The sequence below is a fragment of the Crateriforma conspicua genome (assembly GCF_007752935.1).
In the GTDB taxonomy this organism is placed as follows: Bacteria; Planctomycetota; Planctomycetia; order Pirellulales; family Pirellulaceae; genus Crateriforma; species Crateriforma conspicua.
The window spans coordinates 6,773,333-6,790,856 of the sequence record NZ_CP036319.1 but is presented as its reverse complement, the minus strand read 5'-3'; the positions used below and the strand labels follow the sequence as shown (position 1 = coordinate 6,790,856).

At 55.9% G+C, this 17,524-nt stretch carries 9 protein-coding genes; 4 read left to right on the top strand and 5 right to left on the bottom strand.

The features are described from left to right. Window positions 1-15: 15 nt before the first annotated feature. Window positions 16-2,391, bottom strand: coding sequence for a beta-agarase (locus Mal65_RS24825; RefSeq protein ID WP_145304029.1), 2,376 nt, complete (start codon window positions 2,389-2,391; stop codon window positions 16-18). Window positions 2,392-2,531: 140 nt separating this feature from the next. Next, complete coding sequence (locus Mal65_RS24820) at window positions 2,532-4,388, bottom strand: sulfatase-like hydrolase/transferase (protein ID WP_145304027.1); 1,857 nt, start codon at window positions 4,386-4,388, stop codon at window positions 2,532-2,534. A gap of 448 nt (window positions 4,389-4,836) precedes the next feature. Here Mal65_RS24820 and Mal65_RS24815 point away from each other — a divergent pair, with 448 nt between their 5' ends. Next, a complete protein-coding gene (locus tag Mal65_RS24815) occupies window positions 4,837-7,167 on the top strand; it encodes a hypothetical protein (protein ID WP_145304025.1) in 2,331 nt (776 codons plus the stop codon). A 92-nt stretch (window positions 7,168-7,259) separates the two neighbouring features. On the opposite strand, the gene Mal65_RS24810 is transcribed toward Mal65_RS24815, so the two are convergent. Both Mal65_RS24810 and Mal65_RS24805 read right to left on the bottom strand, forming a co-directional pair. After that, window positions 7,260-8,735, bottom strand: a complete 1,476-nt coding sequence (locus tag Mal65_RS24810; protein WP_145304023.1) for a sulfatase — start codon at window positions 8,733-8,735, stop codon at window positions 7,260-7,262. Window positions 8,736-8,767: 32 nt separating this feature from the next. After that, on the bottom strand, window positions 8,768-10,417 hold the full coding sequence (locus Mal65_RS24805) for a sulfatase family protein (RefSeq protein ID WP_145304021.1): 1,650 nt from the start codon (window positions 10,415-10,417) through the stop codon (window positions 8,768-8,770). A gap of 168 nt (window positions 10,418-10,585) precedes the next feature. Between Mal65_RS24805 and Mal65_RS24800 the strand changes: the two genes are divergently transcribed. The 3 genes from Mal65_RS24800 (at window position 10,586) to Mal65_RS24790 (ending at window position 15,774) form a co-directional block, all read left to right on the top strand. Then, window positions 10,586-11,689: a cis-3-hydroxy-L-proline dehydratase gene (locus tag Mal65_RS24800; RefSeq protein WP_145304019.1), complete on the top strand. Its 1,104-nt coding sequence runs from the start codon at window positions 10,586-10,588 to the stop codon at window positions 11,687-11,689. Between the two features lie 288 nt (window positions 11,690-11,977). Further along, window positions 11,978-14,194 carry a glycosyl hydrolase family 28-related protein gene (locus Mal65_RS24795; protein WP_145304017.1) on the top strand — a complete coding sequence of 739 codons (2,217 nt, stop codon included), beginning with the start codon at window positions 11,978-11,980 and terminating at the stop codon, window positions 14,192-14,194. A 404-nt stretch (window positions 14,195-14,598) separates the two neighbouring features. After that, window positions 14,599-15,774 (top strand): Gfo/Idh/MocA family protein, encoded by a 1,176-nt coding sequence (locus Mal65_RS24790; RefSeq protein WP_196784429.1) that lies wholly within the window; start codon window positions 14,599-14,601, stop codon window positions 15,772-15,774. A gap of 45 nt (window positions 15,775-15,819) precedes the next feature. Here Mal65_RS24790 and Mal65_RS24785 read toward each other — a convergent pair whose 3' ends face one another. Continuing rightward, window positions 15,820-17,319: an arylsulfatase gene (locus tag Mal65_RS24785; RefSeq protein WP_145304014.1), complete on the bottom strand. Its 1,500-nt coding sequence runs from the start codon at window positions 17,317-17,319 to the stop codon at window positions 15,820-15,822. Between the last annotated feature and the right edge of the window lie 205 nt (window positions 17,320-17,524).

Genomic DNA, 17,524 nt, shown 5'->3' with positions numbered 1-17,524 from the left:
GTCGCCGTACGGTGACTAGTCTGCGTCGCGTAACGTTTGCAACTGGACGGATGTGATCGTCGTCCCGGGTTGGGCGACAATGTCGATCTGGTTTTCTTGCTGTATCAACGATGGAAGAATGGCTGCGTCCAATGGTGCGAAGAACTCGGAGAATTCATCAGCGTCGCCGGTATCAATTGAAACCGGCGTGCCATTGATTTGAACGGCCAAGGGTTCCGTGATGCCGCCGCTTCGATGCACACCGACAATCAGTTTGGCGTGTTTGACGTGCGCCGCGTCGGTAACGTTGATTCGGAAGGTCTTGGATTGGCCGTCGCTTTTGATCGCCGTCGCATGGGCATAATTTCGATCCATTACCAGTGTTCCTGCGGGGGTAAGCGGCTGGGGCAACAAAAGCCGAATCACAGTGGTTTCGTTGACATCGACGGGGATCTTCGACGCGTCCACGGAATGTTCCGGTTCAAAGACGACTTGGCCACGATGGTAATTCAGCCGAGTCTGTGTCGCAGCACTTGCACCGACGCGTTGGGCAACATCGGAAAGATCGATGGCGATTTGTCGTCCACCCATGTTGGTCACCGCCAAAGAGATACGTTCACCGTCATGCACGGCAACCACGTCCAGCCAATCGCGTTGGAAGTCGACCGGCAGCCGGTTCCCGTCAAAGTCGCTCCACAGATCGAAGTAGTGTGAAACCGTTGTGCGATCAAAATCTTCGATCGTTCGGTGGCGGTCGCGATCGGTTTTAGGTGTGAACGCGGCGTCGCCGCTGTTGGGGTTCCACGACATGTGCAAGAAGATAAACGGAACAAACAAGTCGATCTGATCGGGACGCTGCATCGACTTATTCAGATAGGCGTTCCAGGCGTAAAGCCGAAGCCAATTGTCCGATGGCTGGCGACCGTTTTGCAGCGATCCACATTCGGTGATCAGGATCGGCAACACATTGTCGACTTTGTGCATGTGCGCACGAAGCATGTCCAAAATGGCTTCGTATCGGCCCAACAGGTAGTTCGAATAGCCCAGCCCACGACGCTCGTGAGCACCGAGCATCAACGCGTTCTCGTAAAAGTGATGCGAGAAGAAGTCAATGTGGCCGCGCGTTTCTTCGATAAACCGGGCTTGGTTGCGATACAGATCAAAGTCTTTGACTTGCAGTTGCATGTAGGCGGATGATGGACCGCCGACTTGGGTTTCGGGCGAACGCTGATGGACGGCTTCCGCGACTCGATTGTGAAAATCGGCAAGCAACCCCCAGCCGTCGATGCCTTTGCTTTCCTGCCAGTGATGGGCCCATTCGGATTGGACGCTGCTTTCGTTTTTGACTTCCCACCAATGGGCGCTGTAACCGGCATCCTTGATCTGTTCGGCGACCAGAGCGGCCGCCAATTCCGCGGCGTCGTCAAAGTGTTCCACTTGAGGTGTGCCACGTCCGACCAGGGGCACGGACATGAAATCAGGCCAGTCGTTGAAACAGCATGCGAACGGCTTTTCTTGGTACAGCGGGATTGCCTTTCGCAAACGAACGCCGGCGTCGTATCGATCAAAGAAGCTCATGTCAGCGGCGCCGGGCTGTGTTTTGCTTTCCTGCAACACTTCGGATCCGCCCCAGCTTCGGGTCAGTCCCGGATTGAACTTGAACGCACCGCGACCGGTCAGGAATCCGCGTTGGGCGGCCCAGTTTTCAAACGTGGCATCGACGGTTCCAGGTGTTTCATGCATCCGGAACCATCGATCGCGTTGCAGACGGCTGGTTCCACCAACGGACAATTCGTGATCGGTGTCCAATTGGATTTCCACCCGATCACGCGGGAATTCTGATCCCAGGTCGCGATAGGGGATCGTGTCAAACTGTGGTGGGATCGCTTTTTGGGCAATGAAAACCAAGTCGTCAATGCGACAGGTTTCATTCTTTTGCTTCATCAGAAACCGCATCTTCATTCGCGATGGTGTTGAGTCCATCAACGGAATCGACGGCATTTGAACGCGATAAAAGTCTTCGACTTGCTTGCTACGCGGGGGAGCTTTGTCGGGCGAGAACGGGAACACCCGGACTTCGGCGATACGGTGCAGGTTTTCACCGTGAAACGCAAAGTGGCGAAACAGTCCGGCGATCCGTTCGGCACCCTCGGGCAACAGGATTTCGTCACCGTCGCCGATCTGGTGCGTTTCGGTCAGAATTGTCAGCTCTTTCAATCCACGGTCACGCCCATTACCGGTGAACGTGGTTTGGCGGTCTTTGGCAAAGTCGTCAAACAGAAAATGATGCGTTGCTTGTTGTGCTAAGCCTTCTTGGCTTAGTTGCTGGCCATGCACGGGACAGATGGTGGCCAGGCATGCCGCCGACACAAGCATCACGGCCAGGCGTAGTTGGGCGAAGGATGTCAACATTCAAACTTGATGGGGATCGAGGGAACGGTGATCCGCAGGCCCGCGTCTGTCGACACGGGGCGTGCATTGATGAGGGGGGGGTAGAGTTAGGGCCCGGCCGGATGATCCGTGATGCGACCGAGCCGCTGGAAGAAGGAACGCTACAGTTCCAGTTTTCCGTCGTGGGCTCCGGTCGCGAATGAGCTGCGATGGATCTTGGTACCGTCAGCCTTTGGCCCCCATTCGACTTCGACGCGTCCGTCGCCAAGGACGATGCGTAACAGTTTGTCTTTCAGTTTTTGGGCGACCTGCCGATAGTCATCGTCGAATGCCAAGTTGTGGATCTCATGAGGATCGCTGGGCATGTGATACAAACCCGGGTCCAGGTCCGCGTAATCAGCCTTCATTGCCCATTGCATGTCGACGCCACGGCGTTTGTCGGGGCGGGTCTGCAGCGACAACACGTATTCTTTGGTCCGAATGAACGCGCGAGGGCCGGTGACCGCATGGCTTTCACCCACGACGTAGTCTCGCGCTGGTGCATCACCGGAGGTGACCTTGGCCAAATCGTAACCGTCCAAATGATCAAAGCGTTCGGTGGAAAGATCGGCACCGGCCGCGGCGAGAATGGTCGGTGCGATATCGACAAACTCGGTGAAGTCCGTGACCACTTTGCCAGCCGGGAATGCCTGTTTGTCCGACGCGGCCACGATGATCGGGTTGTGGGCATCGATATCCCACGGCGTGAACTTGCTGACCGATCCGTGGTCATTGAGTTTCCAGCCGTGATCGCCGCAGACGTAAACGATCACCCACGGTTGTTGATGATCATTGCTGTACCGAATGAAATCGTCGGTTGCCTGGCCGACCAACGAATCGCCGTAGGCACAGAACGCAAAGTAGTCTTGGATCATCGCCTGTTTCTGAGCATCGGTGAAGTGATCCGAATAGCCGGCTTTGACTTGCTTCTGCATCTGTTTCGGCATCGATTCCAGTTCGCTTTCGCTGAACTGGGGAACCTTGTAAATGTGCTGTTGGAAGCGTTCGCGATAGTCGCCCGGGGGCAACACGGGAGTGTGAGGAAAGTCAAATCCGATGTGACAGAACAGCGGCTTGGTGGGATCCACGCCATCAAACGTTTGTGATCCAACGGGGAATGGTTGTTGTTCGCTTTTTAGGTATTCGCCAAACAACGACGCATACCAACCATCACGTGTTTTGCCAGCCGGTTGTGAACTGACACCCGACAGAATCGATCCGTTGTCGGGGGCTGGTGGTTTGGTCGGCGTGAAGTGACGCAGCAAGTCGTACTTCTTCATCGTCATCTCGGCCGATCCGGCATACTTGGGGAACCGTTTTTCCAGTTCCAAAGATGCATATTCGAACTCGCCATCCGGGGTCACAAAGAAACGCAATTGTTTGATGGGTGGATCCAGCTTGATGCCGTCGATTTCGTAGAACCAGTCTTTCCCCCAACCGGTCAACCCGTCGCGGTGCAGTTGCTTGAAATTTAGGTCCGTTTGATAGATCGGATGGGGTTGAACCCGATTGCCTGTGACCGTTTTCAGCCGGACGCCCAGTTTCCCGATGTGTGTCGTCTGGTATCCCAACGATGCCATTTGTTCGGGAAGGGTTGGTTTGTAGTGTGGGGCGTTGTTGTTGTGATATTCAAATTCATAGACGCCCGAACGGAATGGGTAACGTCCGAAGTGCATCGACGCACGTGACGGTGCGCAGCCTTGGGCTTGGCAATAGGTATTGATGAACGTCGTGCCCATTGCCGCCAAGCGATCGACGTTGGGTGATTCGACATAACCCAGTTCGCTCATGTCACGACCGTGCAGCATTTGATTGAAAGCACGGATAGAATCGTATCGCTGGTCGTCGGTCAGAATCCAAAGCACGTTCGGTTGGACGACGGAATCGGCCTGCGATGCCGTTTGTTGGGCCGGGGCCGAATCGGACAACAATACCAGGGCGGCCAGAAGTGCGAAGAAGGGCAGAGGGGGACGTATCATGGCGAATTGCTTGGAGGGATGACGCTTGGTGGAGGGGGGGCGGCCGAAGCTTCGTCGGATATTTCATGCCGGGCGTCGCATCCACGACGCACCTTCAGATTGTAAACAATTGACGATCCGCTGTGCTGCTTCTTTTTGACCCAAGCCAGATGATGGGCGGTTGCTGGACGTCGGGGACTGGGGGTGCGACCATTGACGCTTTGATCGCCGGCGACCAAGCCGCGGCGGACTGTACTTTGGAAAATGCCGTCGGAATGGGATGTTCTTTCCCGCCAATTGCGGGGAAGCCGCGTGGTCCAAGACTCGGCAGAAAACGGTCCGACGGTGTGACTGGAACACAATGACGCACATGAACTTTTTACATCACCACGGTTTCGGGAGAACGACATCCAGACAGCTTCCCGGTGTTGTGTTTGGGCTGGCCTTTGTCGCAATGATCGGTGGATGCATGGCGTCCGCATCCGCGTCGGATCACTATTCATTCGCAACTTGGAAGAACGGTTGGCGAAAGAACCAGGATGATTCGAGCCCCGATGTGTTTCAGATTCAAACGGATCGGTTCGAATTTGCGTTGGATGTTGAGCAGATGTCGCAACCTAGGCTGGGTCCATCGACACCCATGCCCGGTTATCAGGCGGCGTTGGAAACCGAGTGCACTGACTGGGCCGCGATACCTGCCGCGTCGCTGACGCTTCAGATGGTTGTCGATGGTCGGAGCTATACCGCCAAGCGTTGTGCCGCCGGGACGCGAGGCGACCTCAAGCGGTTGGCCGATGTGCGATTGTGGGAATCCGGAAGATTCGTCCAGCACTTCGATTTTCTGGGGCTTGAAATTTTGGATGCTTCAGGGCGACGTTTGGATGTCGAAAGCCGCTTGGACATCGTGGCATGGCCGGACCGATTGGTGTTCACTCTGATTGCCGAAGGCTTGCCGTCCGAGAAAACAGTGGACATGTCTTTGCACCTGAGAAGTGCGATGGGGGAATGGTCCGCAGCGGAATCATTCGAAGTCAAAGCAGAAGAGGATGGTGAGCAGCGGGTTCGGATGGTTTGCCATTTCGACAAAGAGCATGCATCTACGGCCGAGGTCGATATCGCCGTGATGGCTCATGACGGACAGCAGCAAGTTGCCCGCCCCGATGATGATTACGCTTGTCATGCGGTCAAGTTTGGGCGTTTGCGTCGACCGTTTCAGACCGGTTATCAGCCCAATCGGGGCTTCGACGAGTTCGAGATCTCAGTGACTCCGCGGTCAAAGACGGATTCAATTGCAGCCGTTGATGACACCGTTCCGTTCATGCTGCATTTGTCATCGCCGGCCAACATCACGGGCATCGCCCCTGTCTTATGCGATTCGCGGGGGCGACCGACCGGGATTCCTGTTCAGCTGAGTAAGAATTGGCACTACGAACCGAAGGGAAGCTATGCCATTGTGTTCGCCATGCTTCCGCGACAGACGGCAACCTATCGTTTGCGATTGGCCTATGGCTTCTACGGGGCACTGCCCAGTGCCAGTCACGCACAGCTAAGTCTTGTCGGGTATGGCGGTCATGGACGATGGGATCAGTTTGCAATTGGGTGCTGGGGCGAAACCATCTGCTTTGACAGCGATCGCAGTCTGGTTGATTGTGCGATCACGGATATCCGCATGCTGATGGCTCGCGATGGCATCGATGGGCGGAAATGGTCTTGGACCGAAGCAGGGTGGGGTGGTGATTGGCTGGACATCAGGAATGTGACCGGTCAAAAGTTTCATCCGCGCGGGGTAAAGACCGCTTATCTGTCACACGGACCGTGTATGCCTCGCATGCTGCAAACCGGTTTCTATGGAACAGATCAGCAGGTCTCATTTTCCGCCGATGTTCAAGTTGCACGGGCCGACGACTATGCACGTACGTTTCAAACGCTGCGTTATCAGTTTCACCAAGAGGTGTCCGCCGATGATGTTTCGTTTTTTTCACTCGGTCGGACGCATCACTATGCGACTCCATATGTCGATGTGGGACAACGCAGCGGATTGATTCGCCAGATCCCTGTGGATGCCGGAAGGGCAAAGGGGGATCGTATCATCGATTCATTTCAGTGGAACGGCGAGGCTCCGCATTGGGTCGCGTTGACCGGTGCGTATTCCGTCGCGGCGAAGACCAAGCCCAATGGATACCGAGCGTTGATTGTGCACCGCTATCGCGCGAATTTGGGCGGCAAAGTCTATCAGCGACCGACGTTGGATGTGCGGGTGCACCAGTCAGGCCCGGCAAACGTGGATTTGCGGTTGGTGCCACCGGAACCGGTTTCCGGTTTTCGCAGCGGTGATCAAGTCGAATTGATGGTTGAGCTGATCACTTTGCCGAGAAACGCTGAGGACTACTACGGACCCAACGAAGTGTTTCGCGAACACCTTCATGTTCATCCCTCTTCATGGGAAACCACACTTCGTGAAGCGACGAACCATGAGGTCGCCACGGATGTGTCTGGTGGTCAGTTGTTGCAAGCGTATCCCGTGGTGATCCGAGCCAGCGATTCGACCGTTCGATGGCGGCATCAGGACGGTGTCGGACCCATTCCGGTGCGGATCGAAGGCCTTTCAACGATCAAGGATTTTTCATTGCACCAGATCGTCGACGGATCAAAGGTTCCGTTTGAGTTATCGTCACAGGGGGTGGATCAGTGGCAGGTTGACCGCGATCCAACGACGGGAACCTTTGCATTGACGTTCAACTTGCCCAGCGATGAACCGTCGCGGCAATGGGTGTTTGAAACCACCGCTGGGGACCACTGATCATCAACGCGGGCGATGGAACGGGTCGGAGTTCCCGCGTGTCGTTGGAATGCAGACGACGCAGCGGCAAACGCTGATGCGAATCATCGCGATCATTCGCTGGGGACCCAAGGTCGGTGGCCGTTCTTTTCCCGAAGGAATTGCGCGTTCACGTCCTGGTACCAATCGTGCAACCGATGCCGCATCTGTTCCGCCTTGTCCGGCATGTTTTCGGCCAGGTCATTTTTTTCACCCACGTCTTTGGACAGATCGTATAAGTGAATACGACCGTCTTCGTAACGTTCGATCAGCTTGTAATTGCCCATCCGGATCGCGCCGCCGGGAAAGCCGCCTTGATTGCTGTAGTGGGGGTAGTGCCAGAAAAGTGCATCGCGATCCAATGAGTTTCCGCGAAGGGCGGGAGCCAGGTTGATCCCGTCAATCGACGGGGGCAGCGTCGCGTCTACTGCGGCGGCAATGGTCGGAAGCAAGTCAATCGAACAGATCGGTTCGTCGCTGACGCTGCCGGGTTGGGTCACACCGGGGTACCGAATGATCCACGGTTCACGAATGCCACCTTCATAGACCCATCCTTTCCCACCACGCAGCGGCAGATTGCTGGTGGGCGAACCTTCCGATGTGGACAACCCGCCGTTGTCGGATGTCAGAACGACGACGGTGTGATCGGCGATTCCAGCGGCGTCGATCTGGTCCAAGACCTCGCCGACCGCCTGATCCATGGCTTCGACCATGGCGGCATAAACGGCATGCTTTTGCAGGATGCGAACCTTGCGGGGACGGTCGCCGAAGACCTGTTCTTCATCGGCAAACTCTTCGCCTTCGATCTCCACCGCTTTCGCTTGATATTTCTTCACCAAATCGGGGCGTCCCATCAATGGCGTATGGACGGAATAGAAGGCCAAGTATGCCAAGAAGGGTTGGTCCGCGTTCTGTTTGATAAAGGCAGCGGTTTCACGAGCCAGACGATCGGGCAAATGGTCACCCGGCGGACTGTCAGGTTTCAATTCCGGATTTTGAAAAGGCGAAAAGTACTTCTTGCCTGTGTAGGGGCCACCACGGTGATAGCCGCCCATGTTTACATCGAAACCTTGGGCCGGCGGGTAGAAATTCGGATCGGGACCGAGATGCCATTTGCCGGCAAAGAAGGTTTGGTATCCCTTGGGCTTCAACACTTCCGCGATCGTCACTTCTTCCAGCGGCATCTTGTCGTTCAACGGTGCCGGGCGAAACGTGCCTTCGCGTTTTCCCGAGAAGAAATTGGTTGCCTGAGCGCGCGTCGGATAACGCCCCGTCATCATACTGAACCGCGTCGGCGAACAAACCGGATTCGCTGCATAGCCGTTGGTGAAACGCATCGCGGAATCGGAAAAGCGATCGATGTTGGGCGTTTCGTAGAAGCAATTCGGATTGTTCGCGCCGATGTCCATGAAGCCGAGGTCATCGACCAGTAAGACGACAAAATTCAATGGTGGCGAGTCCGTCTCCGCGGCCGCGGTGGATCGCAGGGTGGCGACACCCAGCAATAGGACACAGACAATCAGACAGCGGGATTTGGATTCAGGTCGCATCGCGGTCTCGAAGAAAGTTGAAGAAAGAAAGCTCATTGCGCGGAACTGTTCGCTGTTTTGGCGGGACGGCTGCGTCCGGACTGAACCGATTCATGTAGTTGATCGCGTAGTCTTGCGGCGACGTCCGGATGTTGTTCGACCAGATTGAACGTTTCGCCTGGGTCGGCTTCCAAATCGTACAGTTGTCCTGGCGTATCCGGTGCGTGATCGGGCAAAGCGAACAATTTCAATTGTCGGTGCTTTTCATAGTTGTTGCCCCCGGATCCTTTATGATCCAAGTACTTCCATTTGCCTTGTCGGATTGCCAGCCAGCGAGTGCCGCCGAATCCTTGCTGCAAAAGATACGGACGCAATGGGCCGGACAAACGTTCCTGGAAAACAGGGATCAAGCTGTAGCTGTCTTCCGCCGCGTCATCAGGCAGGTCGACATCAAGTGTTTTCGCTGCGGTTGCAAACACGTCGCACAGTGAAATCAAGGCATCGGAGGTCGTCCCTGGGCGAATGCTGCCCGGCCAAGTCGCAATGAACGGCACGCGATGGCCGCCTTCCCAATTGTCCCGCTTGACGCCACGCCAAGGTCGTGCGCCGTCGTGTTGGTGATCGTTTCGCATGTGGAACACGGTGGGGACTTCTGGACCATTGTCACTGGTGAAGATCAGCAACGTGTTTTCGGCGATGCCCAATTCGTCCAACGTGTCGGTCAATTCGCCGACGATGTGGTCCAGTTGGGCAATGAAATCACCGTGCGGACCCGGATCGGTTTGACCTTGAAACGCGGGTGCCGGAAACGATGGAAGATGAACCGCTTGTGTGCTGTGCAACAAGAAGAATGGCTGGTCGGGATGGCGTCGAACATGATCGTGTAGAAACTGCCGACTCTTTTCCAGAAAAACCAAGTCAACCGTTTCCAAATCAAAGTCCGGCGCCTGCATTCCACGTCGGTTGTCGTTGGCATAGGGATGCTTGGGCAACGTCGATCGATCCAATAGGCCGGTCGGCGGTGTGGGGATTCGATCACCATCGATGAACGCGTACAGCCAATCGGTTGTCGGGCAACAAGCGGTACCAAAAAATTGGTCAAAGCCGCAATCGATCGGCCCACCGTCGATGCGACGCGAATAGTCAATTCGTTGTACGTCGGGAAGTCCGCCGCGATGGATCGGTTCACCCTGTTCGTCGTAGAACGTCAGGCCAATGTGCCATTTTCCAAAACAGGCGGTGGCATAACCGTTTTGTTGAAGCATGCCGGGTAAGGTCAAACGATCACTTGCAATCAGAGACGGACCACCTGCGCCGCTGAAGACACGTCCGCCATTGGGAATTCGGAATGCCATTTGGCCGGTCATCAAGCTGTATCGAGTCGGCGTGCAAACCGTGCATGGGCTATGGGCATCGGTCATCCTGATGCCGCGGCGGGCCAACGCATCGATGTTCGGCGTCGGGATGTTCGATTCTGGGTTGTAACAGCCGACATCACCGTATCCCAAGTCATCGGCCAGGATGACCAGAATGTTTGGACGCGAAGCTTCATCTGCAATGGCGACAGGTCCCCGGATGCAGACAACGACAATCGCCAAGGCAATCCGTGCCCACCAGAGCGTCGTTGCGTGGGATCGTCGGTCAAGATGGTCAACGCGGATGACAAACGCGTCGGCGGAAACCGGGATTGTTGAGTGAGCCATGGCATCGCTGGTGTCTTGAATGATTCAAGTCGTCAGTCTACCTCAACGGCCGATCGGTGATGCAGTTTCAAGGGGGCCATCCATTGGAAATATCGATCGCCGGATCGAACAGGTTTGCCTTCGGCGGGTACGATGTGACCTCTTTGAACGATCCCAGTGGAAACCGCGATGAAGATTGCATGCATCCGCGCCTATCAAGTCGATCTTCCCTTGATCGAAGGCTCATACAATTGGTCGGGCGGAAAGTCCGTTTCGGTGTTTGACAGCACCATCGTTGCGGTCGAAACGGACGACGGGACCGTGGGCTTTGGCGAAGTCTGTCCGTTGGGACCAGCTTACCTGCCCGCGTTTGCCGCAGGTGTGCGGACGGGGCTTCGCGAAATCGGTCCTCGCTTGATCGGATGCGACCCACGTGAACTCGGTGCGCTGAACCTGCGGATGGATTCGGTGTTGCGTGGGCACCCATATGTGAAATCAGGAATCGATATCGCTTGTTGGGATTTATTGGGCAAAACCAGTGGCTTGCCCGTTTGCACGCTGATGGGGGGACGCCATGGCGACGCGGTACGGTTGTACCGGGCCATTTCCCAACAGTCGGCTGACGAGATGGCGGCGAAGATCACGCGCTATCGCGACGAAGGATACACACGATTTCAGTTGAAGGTCGGTGGTGATCCCGACACCGACATCGAACGCATTCATGCGGCTCGTGATATCCTGCCCGCGTCGCATCGACTGATCGCTGATGCCAACACCGGTTGGACGCAGCATGAAGCGATGCGGGTGGTTCGGGCGACAAAGAACTTGGACGTCTATATCGAACAACCCTGCGAGACCTATGAGGAATGTTTGGCGATTCGACGTGGGACGGATCATCCGTTCGTGCTGGATGAAAACATTGACAGTCTTGGGATGCTGTTGCGCGCCAAATCTGATCTGGCAATGGACGTGGTGAATCTAAAAATCAGTAAGTTGGGTGGCCTTACCAAGGCAAAGCAGGCGAGAGATTTGTGCGTCGCGATGGGAATCGCAATGACTTTGGAAGACAGCTGGGGCGGAGACATTGCCACGGCCGCGATCGCGCACTTTGCCCACAGCACCCCCGAAGCCTTTCGATTCACCAGTACCGATTTCAACAGCTATGTCACCGTCTGTACCGCGGATGGAGCACCCCAGCGGATGAGTGGTTGGATGAAGGCGTCGGACCGACCTGGTTTGGGGATCCAGCCTCGGATGGATGTTCTGGGCGATCCTTTGCTGGAGATTCGCTGACGTTGTCGTCGGCTTCTGAAATGTTGCTGGCATGATTTCGATTGGCTGTTCTGGTCATGGCGCCAATTCAATCGATTCGTTTTCCGGTGACTGTAGAAATCGGTGAAAGGTGGTCACCCCACCATGCTTGCTGCGGTGAAGTGCCGCAGACACTGTCTCCTCGGCTTCACGGCGGCCTGCATCAAGTTTTCGTTGCGTTGTGCGGGCGTCTTCACCGTTACACTGCACCGGAAACCTTCTTGTGACATCCATTGTGACGTTGCCCGCAAATTCGCATGAGAAATTGATATGGCCCACCCCATCTTGCGACTCTCGGTCTGCATCCTTCTCGTCGGTGTCATGGGGGCGGATGCAAGGTCGGCGGAAGATCCCGATCGTGTGTTAGCCAGTCAGCCTCTTTCGTCGTTGGGGATGATTGACGTCACCGCACCTCCCTTTGGTGCCGATCCGACGGGTAAAGGCGACAGCACCAAAGCAATTCAGCGCGCGATCTTGTTCGCTCGTGACGCACAAATGGTGACCTATTTTCCAAAGGGCACCTACGTCGTCAGCGACACACTGCGATGCCTGCACGGACGTTGGGATCCCGACATCGGCAAGCTTCGCAATACACGCGATTTACCATGCATCTTGGTCGGCGATCGGTCGACAGCGGAACGTCCAATGATCCGACTTGCCGATCATAGCGCCGGATATGATGACCCGACTCGTCCCAAGCACGTGGTTCGGTTTTGGGCGTTCGGAAGTGGTCGAGAGCAACCGACCAGCGCGTTGCAGCCGAACATCAACATGAACCAAATGATGATCGGAATCGATGTCAGTGTCGGTCAGGGGAATCCGGGGGCCGTCGCCATCCGCCATCGCGCCGCACAAGGATCCAGTATTCAAGACTGTACCATCGACGCACGAGGCGGATTGACCGGGTTGGAAGGCGGCGCGGGGTCGGGAGGATCCCACTTCGGGATCACCGTGGTCGGAGGAAAAGTCGGAATTGATTACTCCGAGACGCAACCCGCGCCCACCCTGGCCGGGATCACCCTGATCGATCAAGAGCAAGCCGCTATTGTGAATGGCTCGCGTCAGGCTTTGACGGTGGTCGGGTGCCGGATCGAAACCAATGGCCACGGTCCCGTGATTGTCACACGCCAAAAAACGCCACACCATGGCCAACTTTCGATGGTCGATTCCACGGTTGACTTTAAGAAGCCCGGCGAGAATGTGGTGATCGACGCACGAGCGGCGGTGACATTGCATGACGTGTATGTACGTGGTGCATCGACTGTGGTGCAAAGTGGCCAAGAGACGTTGTTCAAAGCCGATCAAGATGGCTGGATTCACGTGCAGGAATTGGCTGCCGCACTGCCGGCCCCGCCGCTGGGATCTTGGACGCCGATGCCAGGCTTTCGATACGGGACGCCCGTTATTTTGAATGGTAACCGATCGTCGTCGGCGATTCATGCACTTGTTGATTCGGTGAATGGTCCGCCGAAGGATTTGGTGACACGCCACCTTTGGCGATCATCTTTTCCGTCATGGCAATCCCCGGGAGCGGTCAATGTGGCTGAACCACCGTATGGGGCTCGGGGCGATGGCCGGAACGACGATACGGAGGCCATTCAACGCGCCGTTGACGAAAACCGAATCGTTTTCCTGCCGAAAGGCGTTTATAAGATTTCACGGCCGATTCGATTGCGATCCGACACTGCACTGATCGGTGTGGGACGTTGCTATACCTGGATCGAACCGTTGGGTGGCAAGCGCAGTGCGTTTGTAAACCCGGCGGATCCAATGCCGTTGATCCAGACGGCCGACGATGCCCAGGCAAGCACGACGTTGGCGTTTTTCGGTTTGGCCACGACGCTGGACGCACCCGGCGCTTATTGTCTGAACTGGCGATGCGGCGGGGCATCCGTCTATCGCAGCGTCAACGTTGACATGCCAGCGGCGTGGAAAGCAAAACGTTTGAAAGAACTGCCCCAGTATGACTTCCCGTTGGTGCGAATCACCGGCAACGGCGGCGGCAGTTTTTACAACTTCCACCAAGAATCCTGGGCGCTTCATGGAAAGGAATACCGCCACGTTTTGATCGAAGGCACCCGTCAGCCACTGCGGTTCTATCAATGCAATCCGGAACATGCACGCAGCGATGCAAACATGGAAATTCGTTCCGCAAGCGATGTCAGCGTGTTTGGCGTCAAAGGCGAGTACCAAACCCCAATCATCAGGATGGTCGACAGTGAAAAAATCCGCATTTTTGGCTATGGAGGAAACGCGTCGGCGTGGCCGCGTCGTGCGCTCTTTGAAATCCAAGATTGTTCCAGCTATCTGCTGACCAACTTGGTGGATTCACCGCGACTTCAGGGGGCGGGTTCCGCAGATCATTTTGCCGGCGAAGGTTCGGACCCCAGGACTTGGTCGATGGTTCAGGTAATGGTCGGCGGGAAGTCCGACCTGCAATTGCGTCCCGCCGATCGGCCTGTCTTGATCCGCCGAGGTGATCCCTGAATTCGGCTGCGCTGATGAGCAGTTGACCGAATTTTCAAGCGTGTTGTGAAGTCCCAGCGACGACCAACGCGGCGCCGGTGGATCAATCGACGAAAGTCACTCGGATTGCGGCATATTGCCCCGCAATGCGGCGATGCATCCGCGTCTGCATTAGGCTGGTATGTCGATTTGGTTTGGTCCGTTCTTGGAATCCGGTCGAAAAAGATCATTCATCCGAAGGCAAAAAAATGAATTCCTCATCCAATACATCCGATTCTGCGAGCCGTCGTCAATTCTTCAAAGCGGGGTCGGCCGCGATGGCTGCCGCATCCGTCGCTTCTGCGCCCCGTGTGCATGCCGCTGGCAGTGATGATCAGGAGATCCGAATAGGTTTGATCGGTTGCGGGGGCCGCGGAACAGGCGCCGTGATCGATGCCCTGGGTGCCGAACGTTTGACCGTCTACCCGCAATCGGGATATCACACTGAAACGGTGGCCCAAGACACAAAGGTCAGCCAAAGTCGAATGCGCGTGGTGGCACTTGCGGATGTGTTCGAAGACCGTCTGGAGAGTTGTCGGAAACAGATGGGCAAGTTGGGGTTTGATCTGGGGCCGGAAGTCTGTTTCTCCGGCTTCGATGCTTACAAGCAGCTTCTTTCGATGACGGATGTGAACTACGTTATTTTGGCAACGCCGCCCCATTTTCGACCGCTTCATTTACAAGCGGCCATCAATGCCGGTAAGCACGTCTTTATGGAAAAGCCGGTGGCCGTCGACGTCCCCGGTGTCCGCATGGTGATGGAAGCCGGAAAGCTTGCCCGGCAAAAAGGGGTGGGCATTGCCGCCGGAACGCAGCGACGCCATGACCGTGGCTATCGCGAAACCATCGAGAGAATACACGGCGGCGCCATTGGCGAATTGGTCTATGGAAAATGCTACTGGAACGGAGGCCAGATCTGGGTGGTCAATCGGAAACAAGAATGGAGCGACATGGAATGGCAACTTCGCAATTGGAACTATTTCACTTGGCTTTCAGGCGACCATATCGTTGAACAGCACGTTCACAATTTGGACATCATGAATTGGGTGATCGGATCACACCCGTTGCGTGTGGTCAGCGGTCTGGGGGGCCGTCAGGTTCGAACAGATCCACGTTATGGGCACATCTACGATCACTTTGCAGTTGAGTATGAATACCCAGGCGGAGTGTCCGTGTTTAGCCAGTGCCGTCAGATCAATCGTTGCAAAAATATGGTCAGCGAAGAAATCGTTGGCACTGGCGGCATGAGCAACTGCAAAGACTATATTCAGCCGAAATCTGGAGAAGCGTGGAGTCGACGGCAGAAGGAACCGAGCGCCTACAAACGGGAACACGAGGATTTAATCAACAGCATCCGTCAAGGCAACCCGATCAACGAAGCCCAAACGATTGCCGAAGCCACGATGACCGGGATCATCGGACGCGAAGCGGTGTATAGCGGCCAAGGAATCGATTGGGACGAAGCGATGAAGTCCGAGACCAAATTGGGCCCGGAACAATACAAGTTGGGCGATCACCCCGTGCCGCCCGTTCCCATGCCGGGAACTTATCGGTTCGTATGATTGAAATCGGCCGCCATTGACAATGCCAATGGGCAGCGATTTCAGTCACAACGAAGGTGCCTGCCAGTCCGGAATGCCGGATTCCGCCAATTGCTTCTCGTATCGGACGGCTTGTGGTTGGACGGGGCAATAGGGGGCATCTTCATTGACCATCAGCGGTCGCGTTGTGTTCCACCATTGATCGTAGACGGTCCGCAGTCGTTGAACGACGTCCGGATGGGCGTCGGCGACGTCCGTGGATTCCTTGGGGTCGGAACGAATGTCAAACAATTCGTTGTTGTTGACCAGACGCCAACGCGTGGTCCGCACGGCACACCTGTCATAGCGACTGTCATTCGGATCGGCGCCTTTTTCCCAACGTCCGACGTGCACGAACAATTCCCGATCCGCCCATTCGGATTGAGGGTTTTCCAACAACGGCAGCAGACTTCGTCCATCGATGGATTGGACATTCGGTGGGATTTTCACGCCCGCGAGTTCGCAGAACGTCTTGTACAGATCAATGTGAGCCGTCAATGCACCGACATCAGTATCTTCGGGCAGTTTGCCTTTCCATCGCCAGAACGCCGGGACATGTGTACCACCTTCGTAGGGTGATCCTTTGCCGGTTTTGAACCCGGCGGTAAACAGCGGAGTGGGTTTTCCGTTGCGTTTACCGCTGCGCCCCGCTTGCCCGTTGTCGGTCATGAAAATCACCAGCGTGTTTTCCCACAGTTCCCATTCGTCTAGCTTCTGCATCAACCGACCGAAATTATCATCGATGTTTTCGATCATCCCGTAGCGACCTTGGGTATTCCCGTCCCAACCCATATCCGCAAATCGCTTCTTGTAACTTTCGGGGGCGATCATGGGGCCGTGTGGGGCATTGGTCGACACGTAGGCAAAGAAGGGGGTACCGGATTGTTGCTGATCGCGAATCCATCCGAGTGCCGCTTGAAAGAACACATCGGTGCAGAACCCTTGGGTCTGAACGATGGTGTCGTTGTGAAGGATCACGTTATCGAAATAGCGTTGGTCTGCTTTGCGATTCGGTGGGAAATCGGCGCAGCTTCCTTGGAATGACTGGCCGATTCCGCCGGCGCCATGGATGAAGACTTCGCTGAACCCGCGTCGGTAGGGCTGGTATTCGTCTTCGTCGCCGAGGTGCCACTTTCCAAAGATGCCGGTGGCATATCCGGCCCGCCGCAATAGCTGTGGAAACGTGGTGGTCGATAGGGCCATCCGTTCCCGTTCCTTGATGGTGTGCGTCACACCGTTTCGAAATTCGTGACGTCCGCTAAAGATCGCGCTGCGGGTCGGAGCACAGGTCGGGCTGACATGAAAGTCCGTGAACCGCATCGACATCGAATGAAACTTGTCCAAGTTTGGCGTCCGCAACACCGGGTTCCCCATGCAAGACAGGTCACCCATGCCCTGGTCGTCGGTCATCACCAGCAAGATGTTGGGCCGGCTGCCGGCCAGGGAATCGGCACCAGCGGTTTCGCTAGCCCCGAATGTGATGCAGATACAAAACGAGACCAGCAACCATCGATGGCGAAAAAACATTACAAACACTCTCGGGGTGGGGCGTTGGGGCGGCAAAGGGACTTGGCGATCCCTAGCATATCGATCGCGGAGTTCGGGGTGTTGCCGATGGTGGCCCGTGGACGAATCGATGCTGCTAGAATTGTTCCACCATCGTGTTTCGATTCGCCGTACCTGGAGGTCAAGCGTGGGCCGTCATTTGTTCGTTCCGTTCGCGGTTTTGGTG

What these genes read in the sequence shown, in the direction of transcription:
- Mal65_RS24815 (WP_145304025.1), top strand. Translation starts at nt 4,837, where the DNA reads ATGGCGTCCGCATCCGCGTCGGATCACTATTCATTCGCAACTTGGAAG.
- Mal65_RS24805 (WP_145304021.1), bottom strand. Translation starts at nt 10,417, where the DNA reads ATGGCTCACTCAACAATCCCGGTTTCCGCCGACGCGTTTGTCATCCGC.
- Mal65_RS24820 (WP_145304027.1), bottom strand. Translation starts at nt 4,388, where the DNA reads ATGATACGTCCCCCTCTGCCCTTCTTCGCACTTCTGGCCGCCCTGGTA.
- Mal65_RS24810 (WP_145304023.1), bottom strand. Translation starts at nt 8,735, where the DNA reads ATGCGACCTGAATCCAAATCCCGCTGTCTGATTGTCTGTGTCCTATTG.
- Mal65_RS24795 (WP_145304017.1), top strand. Translation starts at nt 11,978, where the DNA reads ATGGCCCACCCCATCTTGCGACTCTCGGTCTGCATCCTTCTCGTCGGT.
- Mal65_RS24785 (WP_145304014.1), bottom strand. Translation starts at nt 17,319, where the DNA reads ATGTTTTTTCGCCATCGATGGTTGCTGGTCTCGTTTTGTATCTGCATC.
- Mal65_RS24825 (WP_145304029.1), bottom strand. Translation starts at nt 2,391, where the DNA reads ATGTTGACATCCTTCGCCCAACTACGCCTGGCCGTGATGCTTGTGTCG.
- Mal65_RS24800 (WP_145304019.1), top strand. Translation starts at nt 10,586, where the DNA reads ATGAAGATTGCATGCATCCGCGCCTATCAAGTCGATCTTCCCTTGATC.